At 67.3% G+C, this 20,960-nt stretch carries 17 protein-coding genes; 3 read left to right on the top strand and 14 right to left on the bottom strand.

Annotated features, from left to right (window positions below):
• Positions 1–356: 356 nt before the first annotated feature.
• Together G4H71_RS20410 and G4H71_RS20415 are read right to left on the bottom strand one after the other, a co-directional pair.
• Positions 357–1,376: an LLM class flavin-dependent oxidoreductase gene (locus G4H71_RS20410; RefSeq protein WP_072740394.1), complete on the bottom strand. Its 1,020-nt coding sequence runs from the start codon at positions 1,374–1,376 to the stop codon at positions 357–359.
• Between the two features lie 14 nt (positions 1,377–1,390).
• Positions 1,391–1,807, bottom strand: coding sequence for a PIN domain-containing protein (locus tag G4H71_RS20415; RefSeq protein WP_174561902.1), 417 nt, complete (start codon positions 1,805–1,807; stop codon positions 1,391–1,393).
• A 110-nt stretch (positions 1,808–1,917) separates the two neighbouring features.
• Between G4H71_RS20415 and G4H71_RS20420 the strand changes: the two genes are divergently transcribed.
• Both G4H71_RS20420 and G4H71_RS20425 read left to right on the top strand, forming a co-directional pair.
• Positions 1,918–2,397 carry a hypothetical protein gene (locus tag G4H71_RS20420; RefSeq protein ID WP_185280473.1) on the top strand — a complete coding sequence of 160 codons (480 nt, stop codon included), beginning with the start codon at positions 1,918–1,920 and terminating at the stop codon, positions 2,395–2,397.
• A gap of 118 nt (positions 2,398–2,515) precedes the next feature.
• On the top strand, positions 2,516–3,442 hold the full coding sequence (locus G4H71_RS20425; RefSeq protein ID WP_072740398.1) for an exodeoxyribonuclease III: 927 nt from the start codon (positions 2,516–2,518) through the stop codon (positions 3,440–3,442).
• A gap of 107 nt (positions 3,443–3,549) precedes the next feature.
• Here the strand turns inward: G4H71_RS20425 and G4H71_RS20430 are convergent, their stop codons facing one another.
• From G4H71_RS20430 to G4H71_RS20480, 11 genes are all read right to left on the bottom strand, one after another.
• The gene (locus tag G4H71_RS20430) at positions 3,550–4,686 is read right to left on the bottom strand and encodes a DUF3322 domain-containing protein (protein WP_072740399.1); all 1,137 of its coding nucleotides are present in this window, start codon (positions 4,684–4,686) and stop codon (positions 3,550–3,552) included.
• Entirely contained in the window at positions 4,683–5,633 is a 951-nt protein-coding gene (locus tag G4H71_RS20435) for an SbcC/MukB-like Walker B domain-containing protein (protein ID WP_083343349.1), read from the bottom strand. The genes G4H71_RS20430 and G4H71_RS20435 overlap by 4 nt, the downstream gene beginning before the upstream one ends.
• Positions 5,634–5,674: 41 nt before the next feature.
• Positions 5,675–6,849, bottom strand: a protein-coding gene (locus G4H71_RS20440) for an IS3 family transposase (protein WP_185280442.1) whose coding sequence is annotated in 2 segments (ribosomal slippage) — positions 5,675–6,594 and positions 6,594–6,849 — 1,176 coding nt in all. Because the reading frame shifts where the segments join, the coding sequence is not laid out codon by codon here.
• 63 nt (positions 6,850–6,912) lie between these two features.
• Positions 6,913–9,300, bottom strand: coding sequence for an ATP-binding protein (locus tag G4H71_RS20445; RefSeq protein ID WP_246442725.1), 2,388 nt, complete (start codon positions 9,298–9,300; stop codon positions 6,913–6,915).
• Positions 9,297–9,920: a DUF4194 domain-containing protein gene (locus G4H71_RS20450; RefSeq protein WP_072738101.1), complete on the bottom strand. Its 624-nt coding sequence runs from the start codon at positions 9,918–9,920 to the stop codon at positions 9,297–9,299. Before G4H71_RS20450 ends, G4H71_RS20445 begins: the two co-directional genes overlap by 4 nt.
• Complete coding sequence (locus tag G4H71_RS20455; protein WP_072738102.1) at positions 9,917–11,401, bottom strand: DUF3375 domain-containing protein; 1,485 nt, start codon at positions 11,399–11,401, stop codon at positions 9,917–9,919. The genes G4H71_RS20450 and G4H71_RS20455 overlap by 4 nt, the downstream gene beginning before the upstream one ends.
• A gap of 149 nt (positions 11,402–11,550) precedes the next feature.
• Positions 11,551–12,486: a type IV toxin-antitoxin system AbiEi family antitoxin domain-containing protein gene (locus tag G4H71_RS20460; protein ID WP_072738103.1), complete on the bottom strand. Its 936-nt coding sequence runs from the start codon at positions 12,484–12,486 to the stop codon at positions 11,551–11,553.
• A gap of 239 nt (positions 12,487–12,725) precedes the next feature.
• Complete coding sequence (locus tag G4H71_RS20465; RefSeq protein ID WP_072738104.1) at positions 12,726–14,837, bottom strand: 3-hydroxyacyl-CoA dehydrogenase NAD-binding domain-containing protein; 2,112 nt, start codon at positions 14,835–14,837, stop codon at positions 12,726–12,728.
• Between the two features lie 3 nt (positions 14,838–14,840).
• Positions 14,841–16,055, bottom strand: a complete 1,215-nt coding sequence (locus tag G4H71_RS20470) for a thiolase family protein (RefSeq protein ID WP_072738105.1) — start codon at positions 16,053–16,055, stop codon at positions 14,841–14,843.
• A gap of 93 nt (positions 16,056–16,148) precedes the next feature.
• Positions 16,149–17,411, bottom strand: coding sequence for an HRDC domain-containing protein (locus tag G4H71_RS20475; protein WP_072738106.1), 1,263 nt, complete (start codon positions 17,409–17,411; stop codon positions 16,149–16,151).
• 73 nt (positions 17,412–17,484) lie between these two features.
• Positions 17,485–18,939 (bottom strand): WS/DGAT/MGAT family O-acyltransferase, encoded by a 1,455-nt coding sequence (locus G4H71_RS20480; protein WP_072738107.1) that lies wholly within the window; start codon positions 18,937–18,939, stop codon positions 17,485–17,487.
• A gap of 152 nt (positions 18,940–19,091) precedes the next feature.
• Here G4H71_RS20480 and G4H71_RS20485 point away from each other — a divergent pair, with 152 nt between their 5' ends.
• Complete coding sequence (locus tag G4H71_RS20485) at positions 19,092–20,360, top strand: alpha/beta hydrolase (protein ID WP_072738108.1); 1,269 nt, start codon at positions 19,092–19,094, stop codon at positions 20,358–20,360.
• On the opposite strand, the gene G4H71_RS20490 is transcribed toward G4H71_RS20485, so the two are convergent.
• Positions 20,316–20,906 carry a DUF3000 domain-containing protein gene (locus tag G4H71_RS20490; RefSeq protein WP_072738109.1) on the bottom strand — a complete coding sequence of 197 codons (591 nt, stop codon included), beginning with the start codon at positions 20,904–20,906 and terminating at the stop codon, positions 20,316–20,318. The genes G4H71_RS20485 and G4H71_RS20490 overlap by 45 nt on opposite strands.
• Between the last annotated feature and the right edge of the window lie 54 nt (positions 20,907–20,960).

A 20,960-nucleotide genomic window follows, 5' to 3' on the forward strand; every position in this document is an offset into this window, starting at 1 on the left:
CTGGACCCCGCCGTTTCCCACTGTGTGCGTCCTCCACGATTTTTCGACATGGGGCTGGGAGCGGAGGCGTGAATTCCCAGATATCAGATCATGGCTGCATTGGGCGGTCGATGACATTCTGGATGCCACAATATGGCGGCGTCGTACTTGAGGCATCGTGAGTGATCGGGTGTTGTATCTGAGGCTTTGGGCCGATTACGGATGTCCGCGTATCAACGAGGCAGGGCATGGTCCGATTTCGCTCGCTGCCAGGATGGCCGACAAACTGGCTGACGGCTCAAAGGCGGAGTACTACAGCGAGAGCCTGCTCCGCCGCATCGAGAATCCGTAGCGAGTAGGTGGCTCCGCTCGACGCGTCACCGCCAGCCCAGCCCCGGCGCAACGTCCTTGACCACACTCTCGAGCACGTGCGCGTTGTACTCGACACCGAGTTGGTTCGGGATCGTCAACAGGAGGGTGTCTGCCTCGGCGATGGCCTCGTCACCTGCGAGCTGTGCGATCAGCTCGTCGGGTTCGCCGGCAAAACTGCGGCCGAAGACGGCGACCCCACCGTCGATATGGCCGATCTGATCGGCGCTGTCGACGTCGCGTCCGAAGTAGGCGCGATCGAGATCCGTGGTCAGCGGAAAGATGCTGCGGCTTACGGATACCCGTGGCTCCCGCGCGTGTCCCGCATCCGACCACGCCTTGCGGAACGCTCGGATCTGCTCCGCCTGGGCAACGTGGAACGGCACGCCGCTGTCTTCCGTGAGAAGGGTCGAGCTCATCAGGTTCATGCCCTGCTCGGCAGCCCACACCGCGGTCGCTCGTGAACCCGCGCCCCACCAGATGCGTTCACGCAGGCCGGGTGAGTGCGGCTCGATGCGGAGGGGGCCGTCGGGGTTGGGAAACATGGGGTCCGGATTGGGCTGCGCGAACTTGCGCCCCGACACGGCGGCCAGCATGACAGCGGTGTGCTGTCGGGCCATGTCCGCGTCTGTCTGACCGTCCTCGGGCACGTACCCGAAGTACTTGTATCCCTCGATCACCTGCTCCGGCGATCCCCGGCTCACCCCGAGTTGCAGACGCCCACCGGTTATCAGATCGGCAGCCCCCGCGTCCTCGGCGAAGTAGAGCGGATTCTCGTACCGCATGTCGATGACGCCGGTCCCGATCTCGATCCGCGATGTCCGCGCTCCGATCGCCGCGAGCAGCGGGAACGGAGAACCCTGCTGGCGGGCGAAGTGGTGCACGCGGAAGTAGGCACCGTCGACACCGACCTCCTCGGCCGCAACCGACAGGTCGATCGCCTGCAACAGCGAGTCCGATGCGCTACGCGTCGCCGACCCCGGCGCGTCGCTCCAGTGGCCGAATGACAAGAACCCGATCTTCTTCATAGGTGGTTCAACAATCAACTAGTTCGATTGTTCCCGCGGGAGCGATCTGCCGGGAGAACGCTCCGTGGGCCCGTCACGTCTGCACCGAGTGCTTCCACTCTCGTACGCAGTTCCCGGTCGGCGGTGACCACGACACATCGGCGACCTTCCAGCTCGGCCACGAGTTCGACTATTCGATCGTCGCCTGAACCGGAGGCGCTGACCACCTGAACAGTAGGAGTGGAATCGACACCGCGGGCGGCGCCCTCCACGACGAGTACGACGGTCACGGGCGGCGCCAAGTCTGCGATACCGGTGTGGACGAGGTCGGCCAGCGCATCGCGTAGGCGCTCGTTGGCGGCACGCCGGTCGCGCCACCAGCCGTCCGGTCGGGAGCCGACGACGTTGGCCGCATCGACCACCACCACGGAGCAGGTCCGATCAGCAGTCACGACAGCCACAGTAGCGGCGAATCGCGGAGTCGGCTGCTGTTGGATGAAGACGTGAACCTGGTGCCGGTGATGGCCCGTACCCCGTTTCAGTCGATGCCGAGATCGTCACGGTGAGTGTCGAAGCTCCTGAAGTCGGCGTAGTTTCATTGGGATACGAAGTCTGGTGTCGGTTCCGAGAGCTGAAGCGAGATCGCGAGTCGCCGAAGGAGATCCGGGTGAAAGTTGAGCTCGGCGGCGTCGCGCGACGTGGCCATCTCGTCCGGGTACGTCGGGATGGAGTCGCGTTCGACGCGGTGTGGGACGGCGAAGACATCGATGCCGCAGGCGGTCAGGTGGACGTCGAACTCGATATCCCCGAAGTAGTGACAGGTCATCGTGTGGCCGATTCGAACCTGCCGACCGGAGTAGCGGTCCGAGGCGGGAAGCTTGTGGTGACCGGTGTCGTGCTGGCCGAGCCGGATATGGGAGTGGTGGTGCTCGACCTCCGGCCGGGTGTGGTGCTCGTGGAGTGGGACTCAGGCCCAGTCGACTACGGGAGCCGAGTCCAGATCAGTGTGGCGGCACTTCACCTTTATCCGACAGGTGTGTGATGGCTGATCGAATGGAGATCGACTTCGAGAGGGCCGGCCGGGTGGCGGCGGCGATCAGGTGAGCTGTCCGCGTTCCGGCACCCGCATCTAGACTCGCCCGCATCTAGACTCGACTGTCGTGCGTATCGCGACGTTCAACATCAACGGGATCCGTGCGGCGCAGCGCCGCGGCTTCGAGGACTGGCTGCGAGCCCGCTCGCCCGATGTCGTCGCCCTGCAGGAGGTGCGCGCTCCGGCGTCGGCGATCCCGGACGGGGTCTTCGGCGAGCACCATCTCACCTACGAGGAAGGCACGGTTCCCGGCCGGAACGGCGTCGCCGTCCTCACCCGCAAGGAGCCCGAGGCGGTGCGGTCGTGGAGTGGAACGGCTCTACTGCGCCATCCCGGCGACGATCATGTCGAGGCGATCGACCTCGAGGCCGCTCCGCTCGCTCGGGGGCTGAAGGAGTTCGCGGATCAGGGACGCTACGTCGAGGTCGATCTCGCGGACGCGCCGATCACCGTCGCTTCCCTCTACCTCCCCAAGGGCGGTTTGCCCGAGCACCTGCAGAAGCCAGGACGCATGCGGGAGGCCCCGGACGGGGGAGCACGATACCAACGCAAGATTCGCTTCCTCGATGCGTTCGCCCGTCAACTCGCCCGCTCGCGGCGCACCGCCCGCGCGGCGGGCCGGGAGTTCCTGCTGATGGGCGACCTCAACATCGCCCACACCCGCCACGACGTGCGCAACTGGCGCCGCAGCAACCAGGCCGAAGGATTCCTCCCCGAGGAACGCGAATGGTTCTCCTCGATCGTGTCCCCGCGCACCTTGGTGGACGTGGTGCGCCGCCATCACTCGGACGTCGACGGCCCGTACTCGTGGTGGTCGTGGATGGGGCAGTCCTTCGCCAACGACGTGGGGTGGCGCATCGACTACCACCTCGCCACTCCCGCTCTCGCCCGCGCGTCGATCTCCGCGGGCACCGATCGAGATCCGGCGCCGGACCGCCGGATCAGTGACCACGCACCGGTCGTCGTCGACTACGACCTCGACGGCCTGCCGTAGAGTCGCTGCCCACTCATGTGCACCGATTGTTCCAGCCGTGCTCTCGAACCTTCGAGGGCGAAGGCCGAACAAAGTACGAGCATCCGGGCTCTCGGACCGTTCCAGACTCAGGACATCCGCTCGAGGTTTCCCAGAACGTACGGCCACGGGATGCGCTCCTGCTCGAGTCGCAGGTTCTCCGCGCGCACCATTTCCCATGCCGAGAACTCGTCCGGCGTGAGGTCGGTGAGTTCCACTCCGGTGGGCTTCGGCTCCGGCACTGCCAGATCTTTCCATCGGTTCAGGGTGTCCGGGTTCATCATCAGGCTGCGGACGTCGCGAATGTGGTGCCGGAACCGGTGGAGGATGGCGAATCCGTGAGTATCCAGATCTCCCCGATACCAGACCTCGGCCCGGGGGAGCCACGGTAGGGAGATCAACTCGGTCACCGAGTAGCCGTTGCCGTGGATGGCCATCGTGGCGGTGCGGTCAGGAAGTGCATGTATGCACTCCTTGTTCTCGAGAACCAGAACCACTTTCGGTGCCAAGGGCAGCGCAGCCAACTCGTCGAGTGACGCCGCGAACACCCGCGGTGCACCGGGCAGTAGGCGACGGTCGAGTACCGCGACGTCAGCAAGTGTCGGCAATGTTCGAATGCCCAGGTCGCGGCTGCCGCGGAATCCCTCGAGGAGAGATTCGAGCAGTCCGCGACGGTTACCCACCCACTTGGTGTGCACACCGGGAATCGGGAGCTGTCGAATCAGCAGTGCCGAGTGCGGGTTCTCGAGCAGCCACGTCAGCGTGGCGAGCAGGCGATCGAAATCGGTGTCGGTCAGCGTCTCCCACTTCGCGACAGTCGACGAGACGGCAAGGGCAGCGCGCGAATCCGTTGTGGATCCCAGCAACCGAGCGCGACGGTCGAGTAGCGTGCCCCACTGCGTGCCCACGCCTGCGGACCGCGCGATCTGTTCAGCGCCCCTCAACTCGATCCGAATCGGAACCTCTTGCGTTCCGTAGCTCGGCCAGCGGCGGGTGGCCCACTCCACTGTCCCGGCCCCGGCGTAATCAAGCCAGGTACGCACCCACGCTCGCGCGCCGTCGGGATCCTCGTGGACTCGATTCTCCGTCGGCGGATGCAGAGCAATCGACAGCGAATCGGATCCGGCGGCGACAGGATCTGCGAGCCAGCGTTGTCGCCGCGATCGGTATGCGGTCGACGCCTTGGCAGCGACTGCAGATATCGGAACGGGTGGTAGGTGCTTCACCGGATGCCCGCCTCCCGGGTTGCGGGCACCTCGTCTGCGACATTCCCCCGTTCGGCGTTCTCCCAATCGATGATCGCGATGTGTGAGCTGCGGCCGTCGCTGTTGCTGACTGTCGCAGCGCCTCCGATGTACTCCTCGAGGGTCTGGAGCAGTTTCAACGGGGTGGCGAGAACCATGTGAAAACCGAACTGTGCGAACACGTCCAGCGCGCGCCGCGTGTAGGCGGAGTCGGCTCGGTCGAAGGCTTCGTCGAGGATCACCGTGCCATAGCGTGGACGCTCCGCACCGTCTGGCGCCAACTGATACCGCAAGGCCGCGGCAAGACAGAAGAACACCAGCTTCTGAGCCTGTCCGCCGGACAGGCCGGAGCTGGAATCGTGATAGTTGCGCACCTCGCCGTCAGAGTCCACCTCCACTCCGACGAACCCGACGTGCAGGCGGGTGTCCAGTACCTGCCGACGCCATCGTTGATCAGCAGGTTCGCTGGAGGCGAGCCGGTCCAATACCGCAGACATGTGAGTGAAACGTTGTTCCGATGCCGGACGGTCCTCCTCCGTCCACTCGCCGCTGGTGATTCTGTTCAAGCTGTCGAGGAATTCGGCCGCAGCCGGAGAACGACGTTCACGCACATCGATCCTCAGCCATCGGTCCCGATCGAACGGTGAGCGGCGCAGTGATTCGTTCACCGGGTCGATGCGGGAACGAATCTCACCGGGCGCCCTGCGGATCGCACGCGCGAGCTCCCCGATGTTCCGAGAAGACTGGTCGTCGAGGAGCTCGAAGAACCTCTCCTCGTACCGGGGAAGCCCGTCTGCCCGCAGCCTCTGGAGCAGCGCGAGTGCGTCGTCGACGTACTCGGGTTCGGGGCGCAGGTCGCCACCACGCCCGGACCAGCCGGCCAGGTACTTCGTGAGGACGCCGATGATGCGTGCATTCGTCGTCGACAATGAGGGGCTGGAAAGTTCTCGGACAGCGAGATTTGGTTATCTCAAGCCGCCTGATTCTGCTGGAACCACGCGGACTCTACTTCGTTCGGCGTGTGGTAGTCAATTCCGGAGTGCAGACGAATCTGGTTGTACCGCAACTCGATATAGCGGGTGATATCCCTTCGAGCGTGTTCCCGGGTCGGGTATTGAGTGCGGTTCACGCGCTCATTCTTCAGGGTTCCATTGAAAGATTCCGCCCAGGCATTGTCATAGCAAGTTCCCGTGCGGCCTACCGATCGCACGATGCCGAGTTCTTGTGCCACTGAGGCGAATTCAGCGGAAAGGTACTGGCTGCCGCGGTCGCTGTGGAATATTGTTCCTTCGACCATGATGGGCAGGTTCCGGATGGCCATGCGCAGGGCGTCGGTCACCAATTCGGTGCGCATATGGTCCGCCATCGCGTACCCGATCACCTTCTTCGAATAGCAGTCGAGCACGGTGGCCAGATAAAGCCACCCTTCCCAGGTACGGATATAGGTGATGTCACCGACGAGCTTGCGTCCCGGCGCGTCGGCGGTGAAGTCGCGTGCCACCAGGTCGGGCAGGTCGGCGGCGTCGCCGGCGATGGTGGTGACCGGTCGGAACGGCCGGGGCTGGCACGGCACCAACCCCAGCTCACGCATGATTTTCCGAACGGTGTCCGGATCGACCTGGGTTCCCCACCGGGCGAGCTGGGCGTGGACGCGGCGGTAACCGTAGGTGCTGTCGGAATGATCGAAGCAGAACCGGACTTCTGCTTCGAGGATTTCCCGCCACCGCGCGGTGGCCGAGGGTTTCCGGCTTCGCCAGTCATAGAATCCTGAGCGGGAAACTCCTGCCCACCGGCACATATCGACCACAGCGTAATTGCCTTCTTCGGACGCGATGAACGCGTACTTGACCGTTACCGGTGCTTCTTCGCGAAGAAGGCCACCGATTTTCCCAGGAAGCGGTTCTCGTCCTCCAGTTCCCGGACCCGCCGCTCCAATTCCTTCAAGCGGGCACGTTCCGGCAAAGACAACCCGGTATCCGCTGCCGAGTTCGTGCGCTGGAGCTGTTTCACCCAGTTCCGGATCGTCTGATCGGTTACCCCGCAATCGCGCGCGACATCGGCGATCGGCCGAGACTTCTCGAACACCTCACGTGCCGCCGTTTCCCGGAACTCCGGGCTGAACTGACGCGACTTCTTCTGTGCCACAAACAACTCCGTTCAGTCACCCAAATCTTACTTTGGGTCGCTGTCCGAGAAAGTTCCGGCACCTCACAACTCTTCTCGCGCTCTCCTGTTCTCGGCGGTGATCTGCTGTTGGACCTTGTACATCGCGCCGTCGATGCTCGTCGCCGTCATACGTCTGGACACGCGTGCCAGCCGGGAATCGATCCTGGCGGCGACCTCCTCGGGAACCGGAGCGGTCGCGGCGCCCTGCGCTTCCGCAATCCGCGTCTCGACGTCGGAGTAATGCTTCCGGTGTGCGACCAGCAGCGACTCGGCGCTCGCATGAGCTTTGGCTGCTTCGGCTTCGGCAGTGTTCGCGGCGGAGACCGCGTGCCGCAGCGCCTCGTGCTCCGGGTTGTCCTGCTGCCAGTGCGTAAGCCGCGACTCGACGGCAGCCAGCGCGGCCTCGGCGGAGGCGAGATCGATGTCACTCCACTGGGCATCGAGAACGGTTTGCGCAGCCCGATTCTGGTGGGCAACCGACTGATCCCGACGATCGAGATCCTCGAGCCGGGCGGTGAGACCCGAGATGTCCTTCTCGAGTTCGTCGATTCGTCGCCGTAGGTCGGTGAGTTTGGGCTCGTTGTCGAAGCCGAGAGCCCAACGGCTGCGGTCGTCGATGTGTCGACGGTCGTCCTTCTCATGGCGTTCAGCGGAATGCTTGACCTGCCCGCCCCGGCTGACGGCTCGGCGGTGATCGGGGAAATCCTCAGCGGTCTCCACGCACGCGTAATCGTACTGTTCGGCGAGGTGGCGATGGATCCAGCGGGCGAACGGGCCTTCGGCAACGTCCAGACGACGGACCAATGACTGGACGCCGGACTGGGGTGTCGGCGCGTCGTCGCCGGTGCGAATCCGGCGGTAGACCAGACGGGTACCGAGGTGCGCGCCGTCGACTGCCGAGGACGCCGCGCGATACAGCGTCTCCGGAACGAGGAGGGTTCGAGCGAGACCGCCGAGAACTCGTTCGATCGGGCCGCTCCAGTCGGTGTACTCGTCGCGCACGGCGATCAACTCGCCGGCGAACGGCAATTGGTCCTCGGTGAGCCCGGTGGCCGAGCACACCAGTTCCCGCACCCGCAACAGCGATGGATCGATGTTGGACGTTCGGTGTGCCAGGGCTTCGCGATCGGCAATGGCGCGTTCGCGTGCGCGGATCTGTTCGGCACGACGATGGGAGATCTCATAGACGTCGCGGCGGCGTTCCTCGTGTCCGCTGCTCGACTGAGCAAGCTGATCCTCGAGATCGCTGCGGAGGCTGAGGAAGTCCTCGGCACTGGCCGGTGGCGAACCTTGCCAGACGGACACCGCTTCGATCACACGATCACGTCGGAGCCGCACCTGCGCGACGACCCGTGCCTCGGCATCACGCTGCGCCTGAAGTGTCGACAGTCGGCCACCGTCGATTCCCTCGAGCCGCACGCGCAGATCGAGAGTGTGTTCGCGGGCGCGCCGGGCCGCTTCCTCCGCCTCGCGTGCGGACTCGTCGAGCAGTGCCGTGCGGGCCGCAAGCTCGGCCTGCTCGTCGAGGAGTAGTTCGAGGGAGCGTTGGGCACGGACGGCGTCCAGGTGGGAGAGTTCGTCGTCGGTGTCGGACAGGGCGGCCGAGGTGCTTCGGCGGGCCACGGACAGTTGATCCAGCGGCGTGAGGGCCTCGATCTGTTCGCGCGCATCGACGACGACACGGTGCGCCTCGCGTAGGTCGTGGAACTGGCCGACGGCGCGGTCTGCCATACCGATCGTGGAAGGCGCGTCGAGCATGTAGTCGCGGAACAGTTGATCGAGGCTACCGAGGCTCTTCGCCGACAGCGTGCGGTGCAGGAGCCGCTGCGCCGCCTCGCTCTCGATGCCCAACTTGGAACGGAAGCTGCGGGCAAATGGAGCGTAGGACGGGTTGACGCTCGCGGACGGCCATCGCCGTCGAATGGCACGATTGTCGATTCCACGGCCCGTGAATGCCTCGAGATCGCGTGCATCGAGTTCGTCGTCGAGAATCACATGAAGATGCGTGATGTCGGACACTGCGTTCCGGCCCCGGGCCAGGTGCATCAGCTTCACCAGCGTGACCGGAGGGTGGTCGTCACCGGAGCGGTAGGTCAGTACGATGGCACTCCACGTGGCACCCTCTCGCAGGTAGGAGGCAACCAGACCATCGGTCTCCGTACCCGCCTCCCGGCGCCACGCCCCACGCAGGTAGCTGACCAGATTTCGTCCCGACTTGCCGGATTCCTGTGCTGCCGCATTGAATTGGACCCGATCTCCTGGCATCAACACTGCGGAGACAGCATCGATCAGCGTGGACTTCCCGGAGCCCGAACTACCGGTGATCAGGAATCCCCGGCGTGCGACGGGGATGTCTCGGTAGCCGTGCAGAGTTCCCCAGTTCACGACCTGCACGCGCGCCAGCCGGAATTGACCGGGGTGCACACTCACGCGCCGTCCCCCTCGAGGATGCGTCGGAACTCCTTGGATACCAGTGTGATCTGGTCGGCATCGAACAGCTGCCGCAGGACCGGCGAGATCTCCCTCCGATCCTCGGTCGAGGTCTTGGACAGGATCGAGTATTTGTCCAGTTTGGACCACGAGGCGTTGACACGCCGGGCGTACCCGCTGGGATCGGTGTTGTCCGATCCCCGGTACACCTCGAGTTGCTCGGCGATCTCGTCACGGTCGACGATGACGCGCTCGCCAGGCTGCGCCTGCAGGAGACGTTGCCGCAATGCGAGAAGCATGACCGTGTCCATGAATGTCAGACGTTCGGTGCGTAGCACCGCCGGGGTGTTCAGCTCTCCGGTGTCGGCGGGTCGGGTCAACGCGAGTTCGTTCTCGTCGTCGATGACGAGAACGAGGAAGAGGTCGGCGAGGCGTGAGCGCAGTAGACGCTCCTCGCGAACCACGGTTCGCCAGATCTCGGGATGTCTGGCTGACGTGATCAGCGGACCCTTGAGTAACTGCACCAGCGCGCGCCGCGTGGGGAGGTCGAGTTCGCTGCGGTCGTCCGGGTAGAGCCCACGGTCGTCGGTGTCATCTGGAGCGATGTCGATGGAGGTCATCCCTGTGAGGATCCTTCCTGGCGGCGGAACTCCGCGGCCGTCGGATCGAACAGTTGGCGGCGGATGACGGCACGGCGTGTGATGCCGGCCGTCGACGTCCACTCGACAAGATCGGTGTCGGTGGTGGAGTGCCCGTACCGGCTGGCGAGCGCCATCAACCCGACCACACTCGCGAGGCCCTGGGTGGCGGGGTGGACGGCGAGTACGTCGGCCACGGAGGCACGTCCCCGTGCGCGAAGCGTCGCCGCCACGTTCGCGGTGAGCTCGTCGAAATCGATCTCGGACTCGCGGACCAGCCGGCGCAATTCCTCGAGATCGACGACTCCGGTGGGAGGAGTATCGACCTTGACGGTGACGAGATCGTCGCTGGGATTGTGGAGCGCGAATGCGGCGACGGATTCGATACTCATACCGACACGGATGAGGTGGAGATCAAGGTTGTCGAACGGCTTACGGACACGAGCGACGTCGACCGCCTTGTGTTGCGCGTTGCGGAGTAGCCGCTGGAGATGACGGTGCTCCTCGTACGCGCGGGATTGCACGAAGTGTCGCAACGATCGCGACAGCGACGACATCGTCGAGTGCACCTCTGCGGCAGCAGCTTCCATATCGGTGAGCAACCGCCGAAATCTGCGCAGTTGGTCGGCGTCGAGCTGTGCGGCGAAAGGGCGGGCAAGGATCGACTCGATCCAGTCGTCGATCTGTGACGAGCGCGCCGGATCGAGGATGGTGTCGTAGAAGGCGGTGAAGCTTCGCCCGGCGTCGGACTGCCCGATCAAGTCGACGCCGCGGAATACGTCGCCGAGAGTGTCGCCGCGACCGGAGTCGTCCTCGAGAATACGAGCGCGAAGATCCCTGTTGAGTTCTTCGAAGCCTGCCCGCACTCGCGCGAAGTCTCCCGGAACCTCCGAGGCCAGGTGCAGGATCTCTGCGGAACGCTCGAGGGCGCGGGCGCCGTCGAGGACCGCGAACTCGCCCTTCTCGACCGCAGTGATCTGTCGGTCGATGTCGTCGCGCTCAGCGCGCAGTGCCGACATGCGCGTCTCGCTACGAGGGTCCGAATCCCGGGCGAGAGACTGCAACTGTGTGGACAGCGTCGCCAACCGGGACTCGGTGGCAGCACTGACCGGTGCCGTCAGCCCCTCGACGAACGTCATCGCCGCGTAGGCGCCATCCGTGGGTTCGAGTGTCTCCTCGCGGGCAGCGCCGTCCGCCCTGCGCTGGAGGAATCCGGCCCGGACCCAGTCAGTGCAGTATCCCTGACCGGTACGTGGAAGGTGAAAGCCGGATTCCCGGAGTTCCTGGAGATCGTCGTCGAGCAACTCGAACAACTCCGGCGCCGGCCGCCGCCGAATCTCCTGGCCGAAATGCCGGGTCAGTAGCGCGAGGATCGCATGGGCGTTGTCCGCGCGAAGTAGTGCCCAGCCGGCGTGGGCGTCCCGTTGACGGACGAGACGGTGCACGGCGGCCGTTGCAGACACGGGTGCTCCTCTCGATCGTCTCTCGTGCTCGAGCCCACATGCTGTCACGCGGCTCCGACAAGTGCGCAGGTAGCCGTGCGTGGCACCGCCCACTCATCTGCACCGATTGTTCCAGCCGTGCTCTCGAACCTTCGAGGGCGAGGCTGGAACTATCGGCGCGGGTAGTGGCGCGCGACGGCGAAGGCGCGCTCGATCGCTACCCGCAGCCGCTCCGGCGAGGACAAGTCCGCCCAGTTCCACCGCACGACGACGAAGCCGACGGCGCGCAGCGCGTCCTCGCGCGCCTTCTCGGCCCGGAAGACGTCCCATTCGGTCCTGCCGGGAACCATCGAATACTTGGCCATGCCGTCGAACTCGCCGACGACGCCCTGGTCGCACCAGAGCATGTCGACGCGCCCGATCAGGTTGCCGTGGATATCGTGGACAGGTTGCTGCAGTTCAGGTTTCGGGAGCTGCAGCCAATGCAGGAGCACCCGGCTCCGGGATTCGCCGACACTCTCGCTTCGGCCGTCGAGAAACGCGACGACGCGGCGCGCCCCGGAAATGCCCGTTCGCCCGCGCGCCTGCTCGAGCGCGCGCTGTAAGTCGTCAGGGGTTGTCGCCCCGGAGCGGATCGCGTGATCTCCGACGACCACGGCTTCTTCGAATCCGACCGTGCAGGCGAGGTCGATCACCGTCCTCGTCACCGTGGTCACGGGTAGGGCACCGATGTCGGTGACCTCGTCCGGCCGCAGCCGTGCCGCGTGCAAGGTGCGCCTGGCCCCGATCTTTCCGCCGGAGCGTCGGCTCACGGTGAGGTGGACACGGTCGAAATCCAGGTTCCAGGTATCGAGTCCGTGCAACACGGCCGCGGACGCGTGGCTGACGGCGGCACCGTTCGTCGTCCGGGCCGCGACCGCAGCGACGGCGAGCCGATGCCGCGCCGTAGCGTCCAGTGGCGCGTACGTGTCCGCCTCGGCGTACGCGCCGTGCCCGATCGAGACGAGCTCCCCGCGTCGTCGCCCCCGCCAGAGCTCCTCGTCCGTGAATCCGTGCGCGATCGCCTCACGCCGCCGGATGATTCCGTTCGTCGTCACCCACTGCATGGCTCGACAGTGACACGCGCGAGGGGCGCGCCCCGCGGTCGGAGAGCCCACCTGTGGATGGAATCGGCCCTGTGGATAACGCAATCCGCGCGGATGGTCCGAGCCTCGCCGTCGAAGGTTCGAGAGCACGGTTGGGAAAAGGGGTGCGGATCCACGAGGGGCCACACGCCGACCCACCACAACGCAACGGGCGCCGCGCGGTCTCCCGCGCGACGCCCGTGACAGCGAACAGAGATCGTCTACTTGACGCTGGCGACCCCGGGTTCGAGGAAGCGCTTGCCGTTGACGGCCTCGGAGACACCTTCGCGGTCCAGGTACGGCGTGATGCCGCCGTTCCAGAAGCCGAAGCCGCCACCGAGGATCAGGCACAGATCGATGTCCTCGGGAGCGGCGACGACGCCCTCCTCCAGCATGATCCGGATCTCCTCGGCGAAGGCACGGCGGGTGCGCTCGAGCACCTCTTCCGCGGTGGACGCCTTGTCGCCCTGGGGCCACAGCGCGGCGACCTCGGGGTCGACGGTCTGCTTGCCCTCGGCGTCGTAGGTCCACACGCCCGGCTTCTTCGCCTCCACGAGGGCCTCGAGGCCGGGGGAGGGGGTGAAGCGCTCCGGGTAGGCGGCGTGCAGCGTCTCGCCGGTGTGCAGCGCGACGGCCGGGCCGACGAGCGCGAGCAGCGTGAACGGAGACATCGGCATGCCCAGCGGCGCAACGGCATTGTCCGCGACGTCGAACGGCGTGCCCTCGTCGACAGCCGTCATGACCTCACCCAGGGTGCGGGTGACGAGACGGTTGAACACGAAGCCCGCCTTGTCGGCGCACAGCACCGCGGACTTGCGCAGCGACTTCGCGGTGGCGAAAGCCGTTGCCAGGGTGGCATCGTCGGTCTTCTCGCCCTTGATGACCTCGAGCAGCGGAAGCACGGCCACCGGGTTGAAGAAGTGGAAGCCCACGACCCGCTCCGGGTGCTTCAACTCGGATGCCATCTCGGTGATCGACAGCGAGGAGGTGTTGGTCGCCAGGATCGTCTCGGGAGCGATGTGCTGCTCGAGCTCCGCGAACACCTTCTTCTTGACGTCCATGTTCTCGAAGACGGCCTCGATGACGAAGTCGGTCTTCGCGAACGCGGCCTTGTCCAGCGAACCGGACACGAGCGCCTTGAGGCGGTTCGCGGCGTCCGGGGACAGCCGGCCCTTGCCCTGCAGCTTGTCGATCTCGCTGTGGACGTAGCCGACGCCCTTGTCGATGCGCTCCTGGTCGATGTCGGTGAGGATCACCGGCACCTTGAGCTGGCGGACGAACAGCAGCGCCAGCTGGCTGGCCATCAGGCCGGCGCCGACGATGCCGACCCCGGTGATCTTGCGCGCGAGCGACTTGTCCGGCGCACCGGCAGGACGCTTGGCCCGCTTGTTCACCAGATCGAACGCGTACAGCCCGGCACGCAGCTCGTCGGTGAGCAGCAGGTCGGCGAGCGCCTCGTCCTCGGCACCGAACCCGGCGTCGAGCGATGCCGTGTCCGAGAGGTCCGTGGTGCGGGCCAGCTCGAGCAGCTCGACGGCACGCACCGCGGCGGGGGAGAAGCCGCGGGTCTTGCCCTCGACGACGGCCTTGGCGCGGGCGATCGCGTCGTCCCACTCCTTGCCGCGGTCGATCTCGGGGCGCTCCACGGTGACCTCACCCTTGACGACCTGGGCGGCCCACAGCAGGGACTGCTCGAGGAAGTCGGCGGAGCCGAACAGCTTGTCGAAGATGCCGAGATCGGTGGCCTGCTTCGCCTTGAGCATCCGGTTCTGGTTGAGCGCGTTCTCGATGACCAGGGTCACGGCCTTGCTCGGCCCGACGAGGTTGGCCAGCAGCTGGGTGCCGCCCCAACCCGGCACCAAGCCGAGGAACACCTCGGGCAGACCGAGCGCGGCGACGTTGTCGGCCACCGTGCGGTACTGGCTGTGCAGCGCCACCTCGAGGCCGCCGCCGAGCGCGACGCCGTTGACGAACGCGAACGTCGGGATCTCGGACTCGCGCAGGCGACGGAACACGTCGTGCCCGAGCTTGCCGAGCTCGACGCCCTGCTCGCGCGAGGTGATGGCCGGGACGCCCTTGAGGTCGGCACCGGCGGCGAAGATGAACGGCTTACCGGTGACGGCGACGGCCACCGGGTTCGCCGCGAACGCCTCGTCCAGCGCACGGTTGAACTCGGTGAGACCGGCCGGCCCGAAGGACGACGGCTTGGTGTGGTCGAACCCGTTGTCGAGGGTGACGAGGGCAATCTGGCCGTCGAGGCCCGGCACCGACACCAGCTTGGTGTACGCGTGGGTGACGACCTCGTCGGTGAAAGCGTTGGCGATGTCCGACATGAGTTACTTCACTCCCGCTTCGTAGTCCTTGTGGTTCGGGTTCTCCCAGATGACGGTGCCGCCCATGCCGAGACCGATGCACATGGTGGTCAGGCCGTAACGGACGTCGGGACGCTGCGCGAACTGCCGCGACAGCTGCGTCATCAGGCGTACGCCGGAGGAGGCGAGCGGGTGGCCGCACGCGATGGCGCCGCCCCACTGGTTGACCCGCGGGTCGTCGTCGGCGATGCCGAAGTGCTCGAGGAAGGCGAGCACCTGCACGGCGAACGCCTCGTTGATCTCGAACAGGCCGATGTCCTCGATCTTCAGGCCGGTGCGGGCGAGCAGCTTCTCGGTCGCGGGGACCGGGCCGATGCCCATGACGGCGGGATCGACGCCCTTGAAGGCGAATCCGACCATCCGCATGCCGACGGGCAGGCCGAGCTCGGCGGCGGTGTCCTCGCCGGCGAGCAGTGCCGCGGTGGCACCGTCGTTGAGACCCGCGGCGTTGCCGGCGGTGATGCGGCCCGCGGGGCGGAACGGCGTCTTCAGCTTGGCCAGATCCTCGAGCGTGGTGCCCGGACGGGGCGGCTCGTCCTCGGTGGCCAGGCCCCAGCCCGACTCGGAGCGGGTGGCGACGGGTACGAGGGTGTCACCGATGTGACCGGCCTTCTTCGCCGCCTCGTACTTGTTCTGCGACGCGACGGCGTAGGCGTCGGTGCGGTCCTTGGTGATGGACGGGAACCGGTCGTGCAGGTTCTCCGCGGTGTTGCCCATGACCAGCGCGCTCGGGTCGACCAGCTTGTCCGCGAGGAAGCGCGGGTTGGGGTCGGCGCCCTCGCCCATCGGGTGGTGGCCCATGTGCTCGACACCGCCGGCGATCACGACGTCGTACTGGCCGAAGCCGATGCCCGACGCGGTGGTGGTGACGGCGGTCATCGCGCCGGCGCACATGCGGTCGATGGCGAAGCCGGGGACGGTCTCGGGCAGGCCGGCGAGGATCGCGGCGGTGCGGCCGATGGTGAGTCCCTGGTCGCCGGTCTGGGTGGTGGCGGCGATGGCGACCTCGTCGATCGCGGCCGGATCGAGCTGAGGGTTGCGGCGCAGCAGCTCACGGATGGTCTTGACGACCAGATCGTCCGCGCGGGTGTCGGCGTAGATGCCCTTCGGGCCGGCCTTGCCGAACGGGGTACGGATGCCGTCGACGAAGACGACGTTGCGTTGGGTGGGTGAAGCCACGCGAGTTCCTCCTGGTGGAGCTGTTCGGTTCCGGATCACGGCCAAAAGCGTCCGGCCTGCCGTCAGCTTACCCCCGCATTACCCGCGGGTAACTTAGTGGTCCGCCAGCACCTTCGCCAGCACCGGACCGGCCAGCGTCCGCTGCCAGCCGCGTGCCCCTCCCGCGGCGAGGACCTGGTCGACGACGGCTGCCGCGTCCTCGCTACCAGGATCCCAGTCCCAGCACAGTCGCCGCACGAGTTCCGGGCTCACGAGATTCTCCACCGGCACGGCCACGGCCTCGGACAGGTCGGCGAGAGCGGCGCGCGCGGCAGTGAGCCGCTCGGCGGCCTCGGGGTCGGTACGGGCCCACCGGCTCGCCTGCGGGGGGCCCGTGATCGGCGGGGTACGCGGCGGCAGCTCGGACTCGTCCAGCGTCCTGGCGGATTCGAGGGCCCCGAGCCAGACGCGGCTGTACCGGCGCTGCCGGGGGCCGCCGAACACCGGCAGCGCCCGCAGCGCCTCGATGCTGCGAGGGTCCTTGCCTGCGGCGTCGATGATCGCCGAATCCGGCAGGATCCGGCTGGGTGAGATGTCCCGCTTGCGGGCGATGTCCTCCCGTGCCTGCCACAGTGCCCGCACCGCGGCCAGCTGGCGGGTCGATTTGAGTGTCGTGACGTGTGATGTCCGGCGCCAGCGGTCCGGCTTCGGCTTCGGTGGTCCGGCGAGCCGGATGTGCTCGAACTCCTCGCGCGCCCACTCGAGTTTGTCCTGCGCCCGTAGTTCGTCGACCATGGCGGCCCGCAACTCGACGAGGAGTTCGACGTCCAGCGCGGCGTAGTTGAGCCACGCCTCGGGCAGTGGCCGTTTCGACCAGTCCGCGGCACCGTGCCCCTTGCGCAATTCGAATCCGAGAGTGCGCTCCACGATCGCGGCGAGGCCGACCCGCTCGAACCCGGCGAGGCGTCCGGCGAGCTCGGTGTCGAACAGGACCGACGGGCGCAAGCCGACCTCGGCGAGTCCCGGCAGGTCCTGATCTGCCGAGTGCAGCACCCATTCGAGCGGGTTGATCGCCTCCGCGAGCGGCGCCAGTTGCCCGGCCACCGGGATCGGATCGAGCAGCACGGTTCCGGCGCCCTCGCGGCGCAGCTGGATCAGGTACGCCCGCGCGGAGTAGCGGAATCCGGACGCGCGTTCCGCGTCGACGGACAGCGGTCCGGTTCCTCCGGCGAGTGCCGCGGCGGCCCTGCGGACCGCCTCCGGCGTCGCGACGACGTCGGGCACCCCGTCGCGGGGCGCCAGCAGTGGGACGGCGGTGGGCTCGGTCGTGGTGGCGGACTCCGCGGGGGAGTCGGGCGCGGTCGTGGGGTCGTGCATGGAACTCGACTCTACGACGAGGCCGATCGGCCCGGGTTCGACCTCGGCGATCGGGGTGCTGCGGCGAGGGCGGTCACCGTGCGCCCACCGCCTCCGGCACCTCCGCGCGTGCCGCCGCGACCAGCTCGTCCAGTGCCTCACCGAAGGCGTCGGCGAGGTCGGGCAGTGCGCCGAGGAGCCGACGGCACCCGACCAGCCCGATGTCGAGGTGGCCGTCCAGCGACATCGCGGTGACGTTGAGTGCGGCGCCGTGGAAGATCGGCCCCAACGGGTACATCCCGCGGATGCGGGCGCCCATGAAGTAGAGCGGGACCGGCGGTCCCGGGATGTTCGAGATGACCAGATTGTGGATCACCGGATGGCGCTCGGCCAGGCCGAGACCGCCGTACACGCGCATCGCCGTGGAGAACAAGGCATGACCGGAGAACTGCGACAGATCCTGGAGGAGGTGGGCGCCGAGAGTGTCGCTGTGGTCCTTGACGACGGAGTTGTGTGCGCCGACCGTCCGCAGCCGTTCCACCGGATCGGCGATGTCCGTCGCGAGCCGGGCGAACATGCCGGAGACCTGGTTGGTGCCGGGCCGGTCGGACTTGCCGTGTACCGAGACCGGGACCACCGCGACCAGCGGGCGGTCCGGGAGTTCGTCCCGGTCCTGCAGATAACGTCGCAACGCCGCCGAGCAGAGGGTGAGGACCACGTCGTTGACCGTGACCCCGAACGCCCGCTTCACCCGCAGGACGTCCTCGAACGGGAGTTGCGTATAGGCCAGCGTGCGCTCCCCGGAGATGGTGCCGTTGAGCGAGGTGCGTGGCGCGGTGAACGGTGCGGGCATCGCGCATCCGCGGCGCGCACGTTCGATCCAGCGCGGCAGAACCGCCAGCCCGCCCGGCAGCATGCGGACCAGGCGCAGCGGGCGCGCGGCGAGTGCGACCAGCCCGCCGACGGCGAGGTCCAGCGTTCCCGGTGTGCGCTCGTCCACGGCGCCGAGCTCCTCGGCGTCGGGCCCTTCGGCGTCCGGTCCCTCGGCGTCCGGTTCGGTGCAGGCGGTGTCCGGGGAGAGCCCGCACAACCGTCCCATCATGTCGGCGCCGGTCACCCCGTCGACCCCCGCGTGGTGCATCTTCGCCATGATCGCGATCGACCCGTCGGCGAGGCCCTCGATCACCCACATCTCCCACAGCGGGCGATCGCGTTCGAGCGGCGTCGACGCGATGTCGCCGCACAGCTCACGCAGTTCGGCGTCGCCGTGTGGCGCGGGCAGTGTGGCCCGGTGGCAGTGGCGTTCGATGTCGAAGTCGTCGTCCACCTCCCAGACCGGGTGGTCGAGGTTCCATCGCGAATCCCGCACCTTCCGCCGGAACCCGGGGATGCTCCTGCTGCGGAGTTCGAGGTCGCGGCGGAACCGCTCGAAGCTGTATCCGCCGGGAATCGTGGTGGGGTCGACGACGATCAGCCCGCAGACGTGGAGCGGCTGCGTCGGGGTCTCCAGATAGAGGAAGGTGGCGTCGAGTCCGCTGAGTCGCTGCATGCATCCATACTAGAACATGTTCTAGATTTTGTCCGATGATCAGGATGGAACCCCAGGTTACAGATAAATGACCCTGGTGGAACAGGGCGGATCGAGGGTGTGTTCCCTCGGTGTCGGCGTCGTGCGAAATGAACCCGTTCTAGGCTGGTGGTGTGACTCGAGGATTCGTACTCCGCCAAGTGGTCGGCGCCGCCCTGACCGCCAATGCCCTGCGCCCGCTTCCCGGTGCCCCGGCCTCGGTCGCGACGTTCATGTCCGGGTGGCTGACCGCGGAGCTGGCTCCGCAGCTGGCGGTACTCACCGCGGTCGATGCGGGCCAGCACCTCGTCCGGCACGGTGTGAAGGACACGTCCACTCGCGTCGGCCTCGGCCTCGCCGCCGCGTCGGTGGCGGGCCTGGGTGCGGTGATCGGCACCGGCCGCGGTGCCGGTGCCGTCGCCGAGCGTGCGCTCGAAGAGGAACTGGGGCCGGACTACGGCGCCGAGGCGGGCGGAATCACCCGGGTGGGGCGGCCCGTGTGGCGCCAGCTGTCGAACCCCTTCCGTATCCGCAACGAGGACGTGGTGCGGGTGCGCAATCTCGACTACGCGCCGGGTGGTCGCCGGTACCGCCTGGACGTCTATCACCGGCGGGACATGCCCGCCGGCGCTCCGATCCTGCTGCAGATCCACGGCGGCGGCTGGGTGATCGGCAACAAGGACCAGCAGGGCCTGCCGTTGATGCAGGAAATGGCCTCGCGAGGGTGGGTGTGCGTCGCGATCAACTATCCGCTCGCGCCGCGCTCGAAATGGCCCGCTCACCTGATCGCGGCGAAACGGGCCCTCGCCTGGCTGCGCGAGCACGCGACCGAGTACGGAGGCGACCCGGAGTTCGTCGCGGTCACCGGAGGTTCGGCGGGCGGGCATCTCGCGTCGATGGTGGCGCTCACCGCCGGGGACAGCACTCTGCAACCCGGCTTCGAGGAGGCCGACACCTCGGTGCAGGCATGCGTGCCGCACTACGGCGTCTACGACATCGCGGGCGACACCGGGCTCGAGGCGGTGCGGCAACGACGCCCGCTGATGCGGCTGGTGCTGGGGCGCTCGGCGCGCTACCCGGACGACTACCGGGCGGCGTCGCCACTGGCCCGGATCCACCCGGACGCTCCACCGTTCTTCGTCATCCACGGCCGCAGCGATTCGCTGATCCCGGTCGCCGAGGCGCGGGCCTTCGTCGGCGCGCTGCGGGAGGTCTCGCAGCGGCCGGTGGCCTACGCGGAATTGCCCGGTGCCCAGCATGCGTTCGACGTGTTCCCGTCGTTTCGGAGCATCGGGGTCGTCCAGGCCGTCGGCCGGTTCCTGGACTGGGCGCGGCAGATGCCCGAGCCGGAGCAGGAGTCAGTCGCCGAACGCGCGGAGCTCGGTGATGCCGGCGGGCGGTAGACCCGCGGCGTAGGCGAGGACCTCGCAGAAGGCCTCGACGTGGCTGCCCAGCGCGGTGGTCTGCGCGGTCCACGACGCACGCAGCTCCAGTTGGTACGCGTGCGGCGGTCCGGCGATGTCGCCGTAGCGGACCGAACTCGTCGCCGTCACCGTGCCACCGAGAGCCGTGATCGGTTCCGGTCGCGATTCGAGCGCGTCGACGAGCCAGCTCCAGGCGACCTCGGGGAGCAGGGGATCGGCGGCCACGGCGGCGTCGAGATCGGCCTGGATGTAGGCCACGAGCCGCATGGTGCCGTTCCACGCGTCGTCGCCCTCGGGGTCGTAGAGCAGGATGAGCCGTCCGAAGGCGTCGCCCTCGGTCTGTTCGGGCACGATGTCCGACTCCGGGTGGACGACCTCGGCGCCGACGGCATAGCTGTACGGGGCCAGCCGCTGCGGCGGGCGGATGGGGCCCACCTCGATCTCGCGGCGGACCCGGGCCGTACCCATCGCATCGACGGCGGCCCGAAACTCGGCCGGCTCCGCGGCCGATCCGGAAGTCGTCACGGGGCAGGACGTTAGACCTGAACTCCTGCGGGTACACGGAGGCGCGCCGACGCG

Source organism: Rhodococcus triatomae (assembly GCF_014217785.1).
Taxonomy (GTDB): domain Bacteria; phylum Actinomycetota; class Actinomycetes; order Mycobacteriales; family Mycobacteriaceae; genus Rhodococcus_F; species Rhodococcus_F triatomae.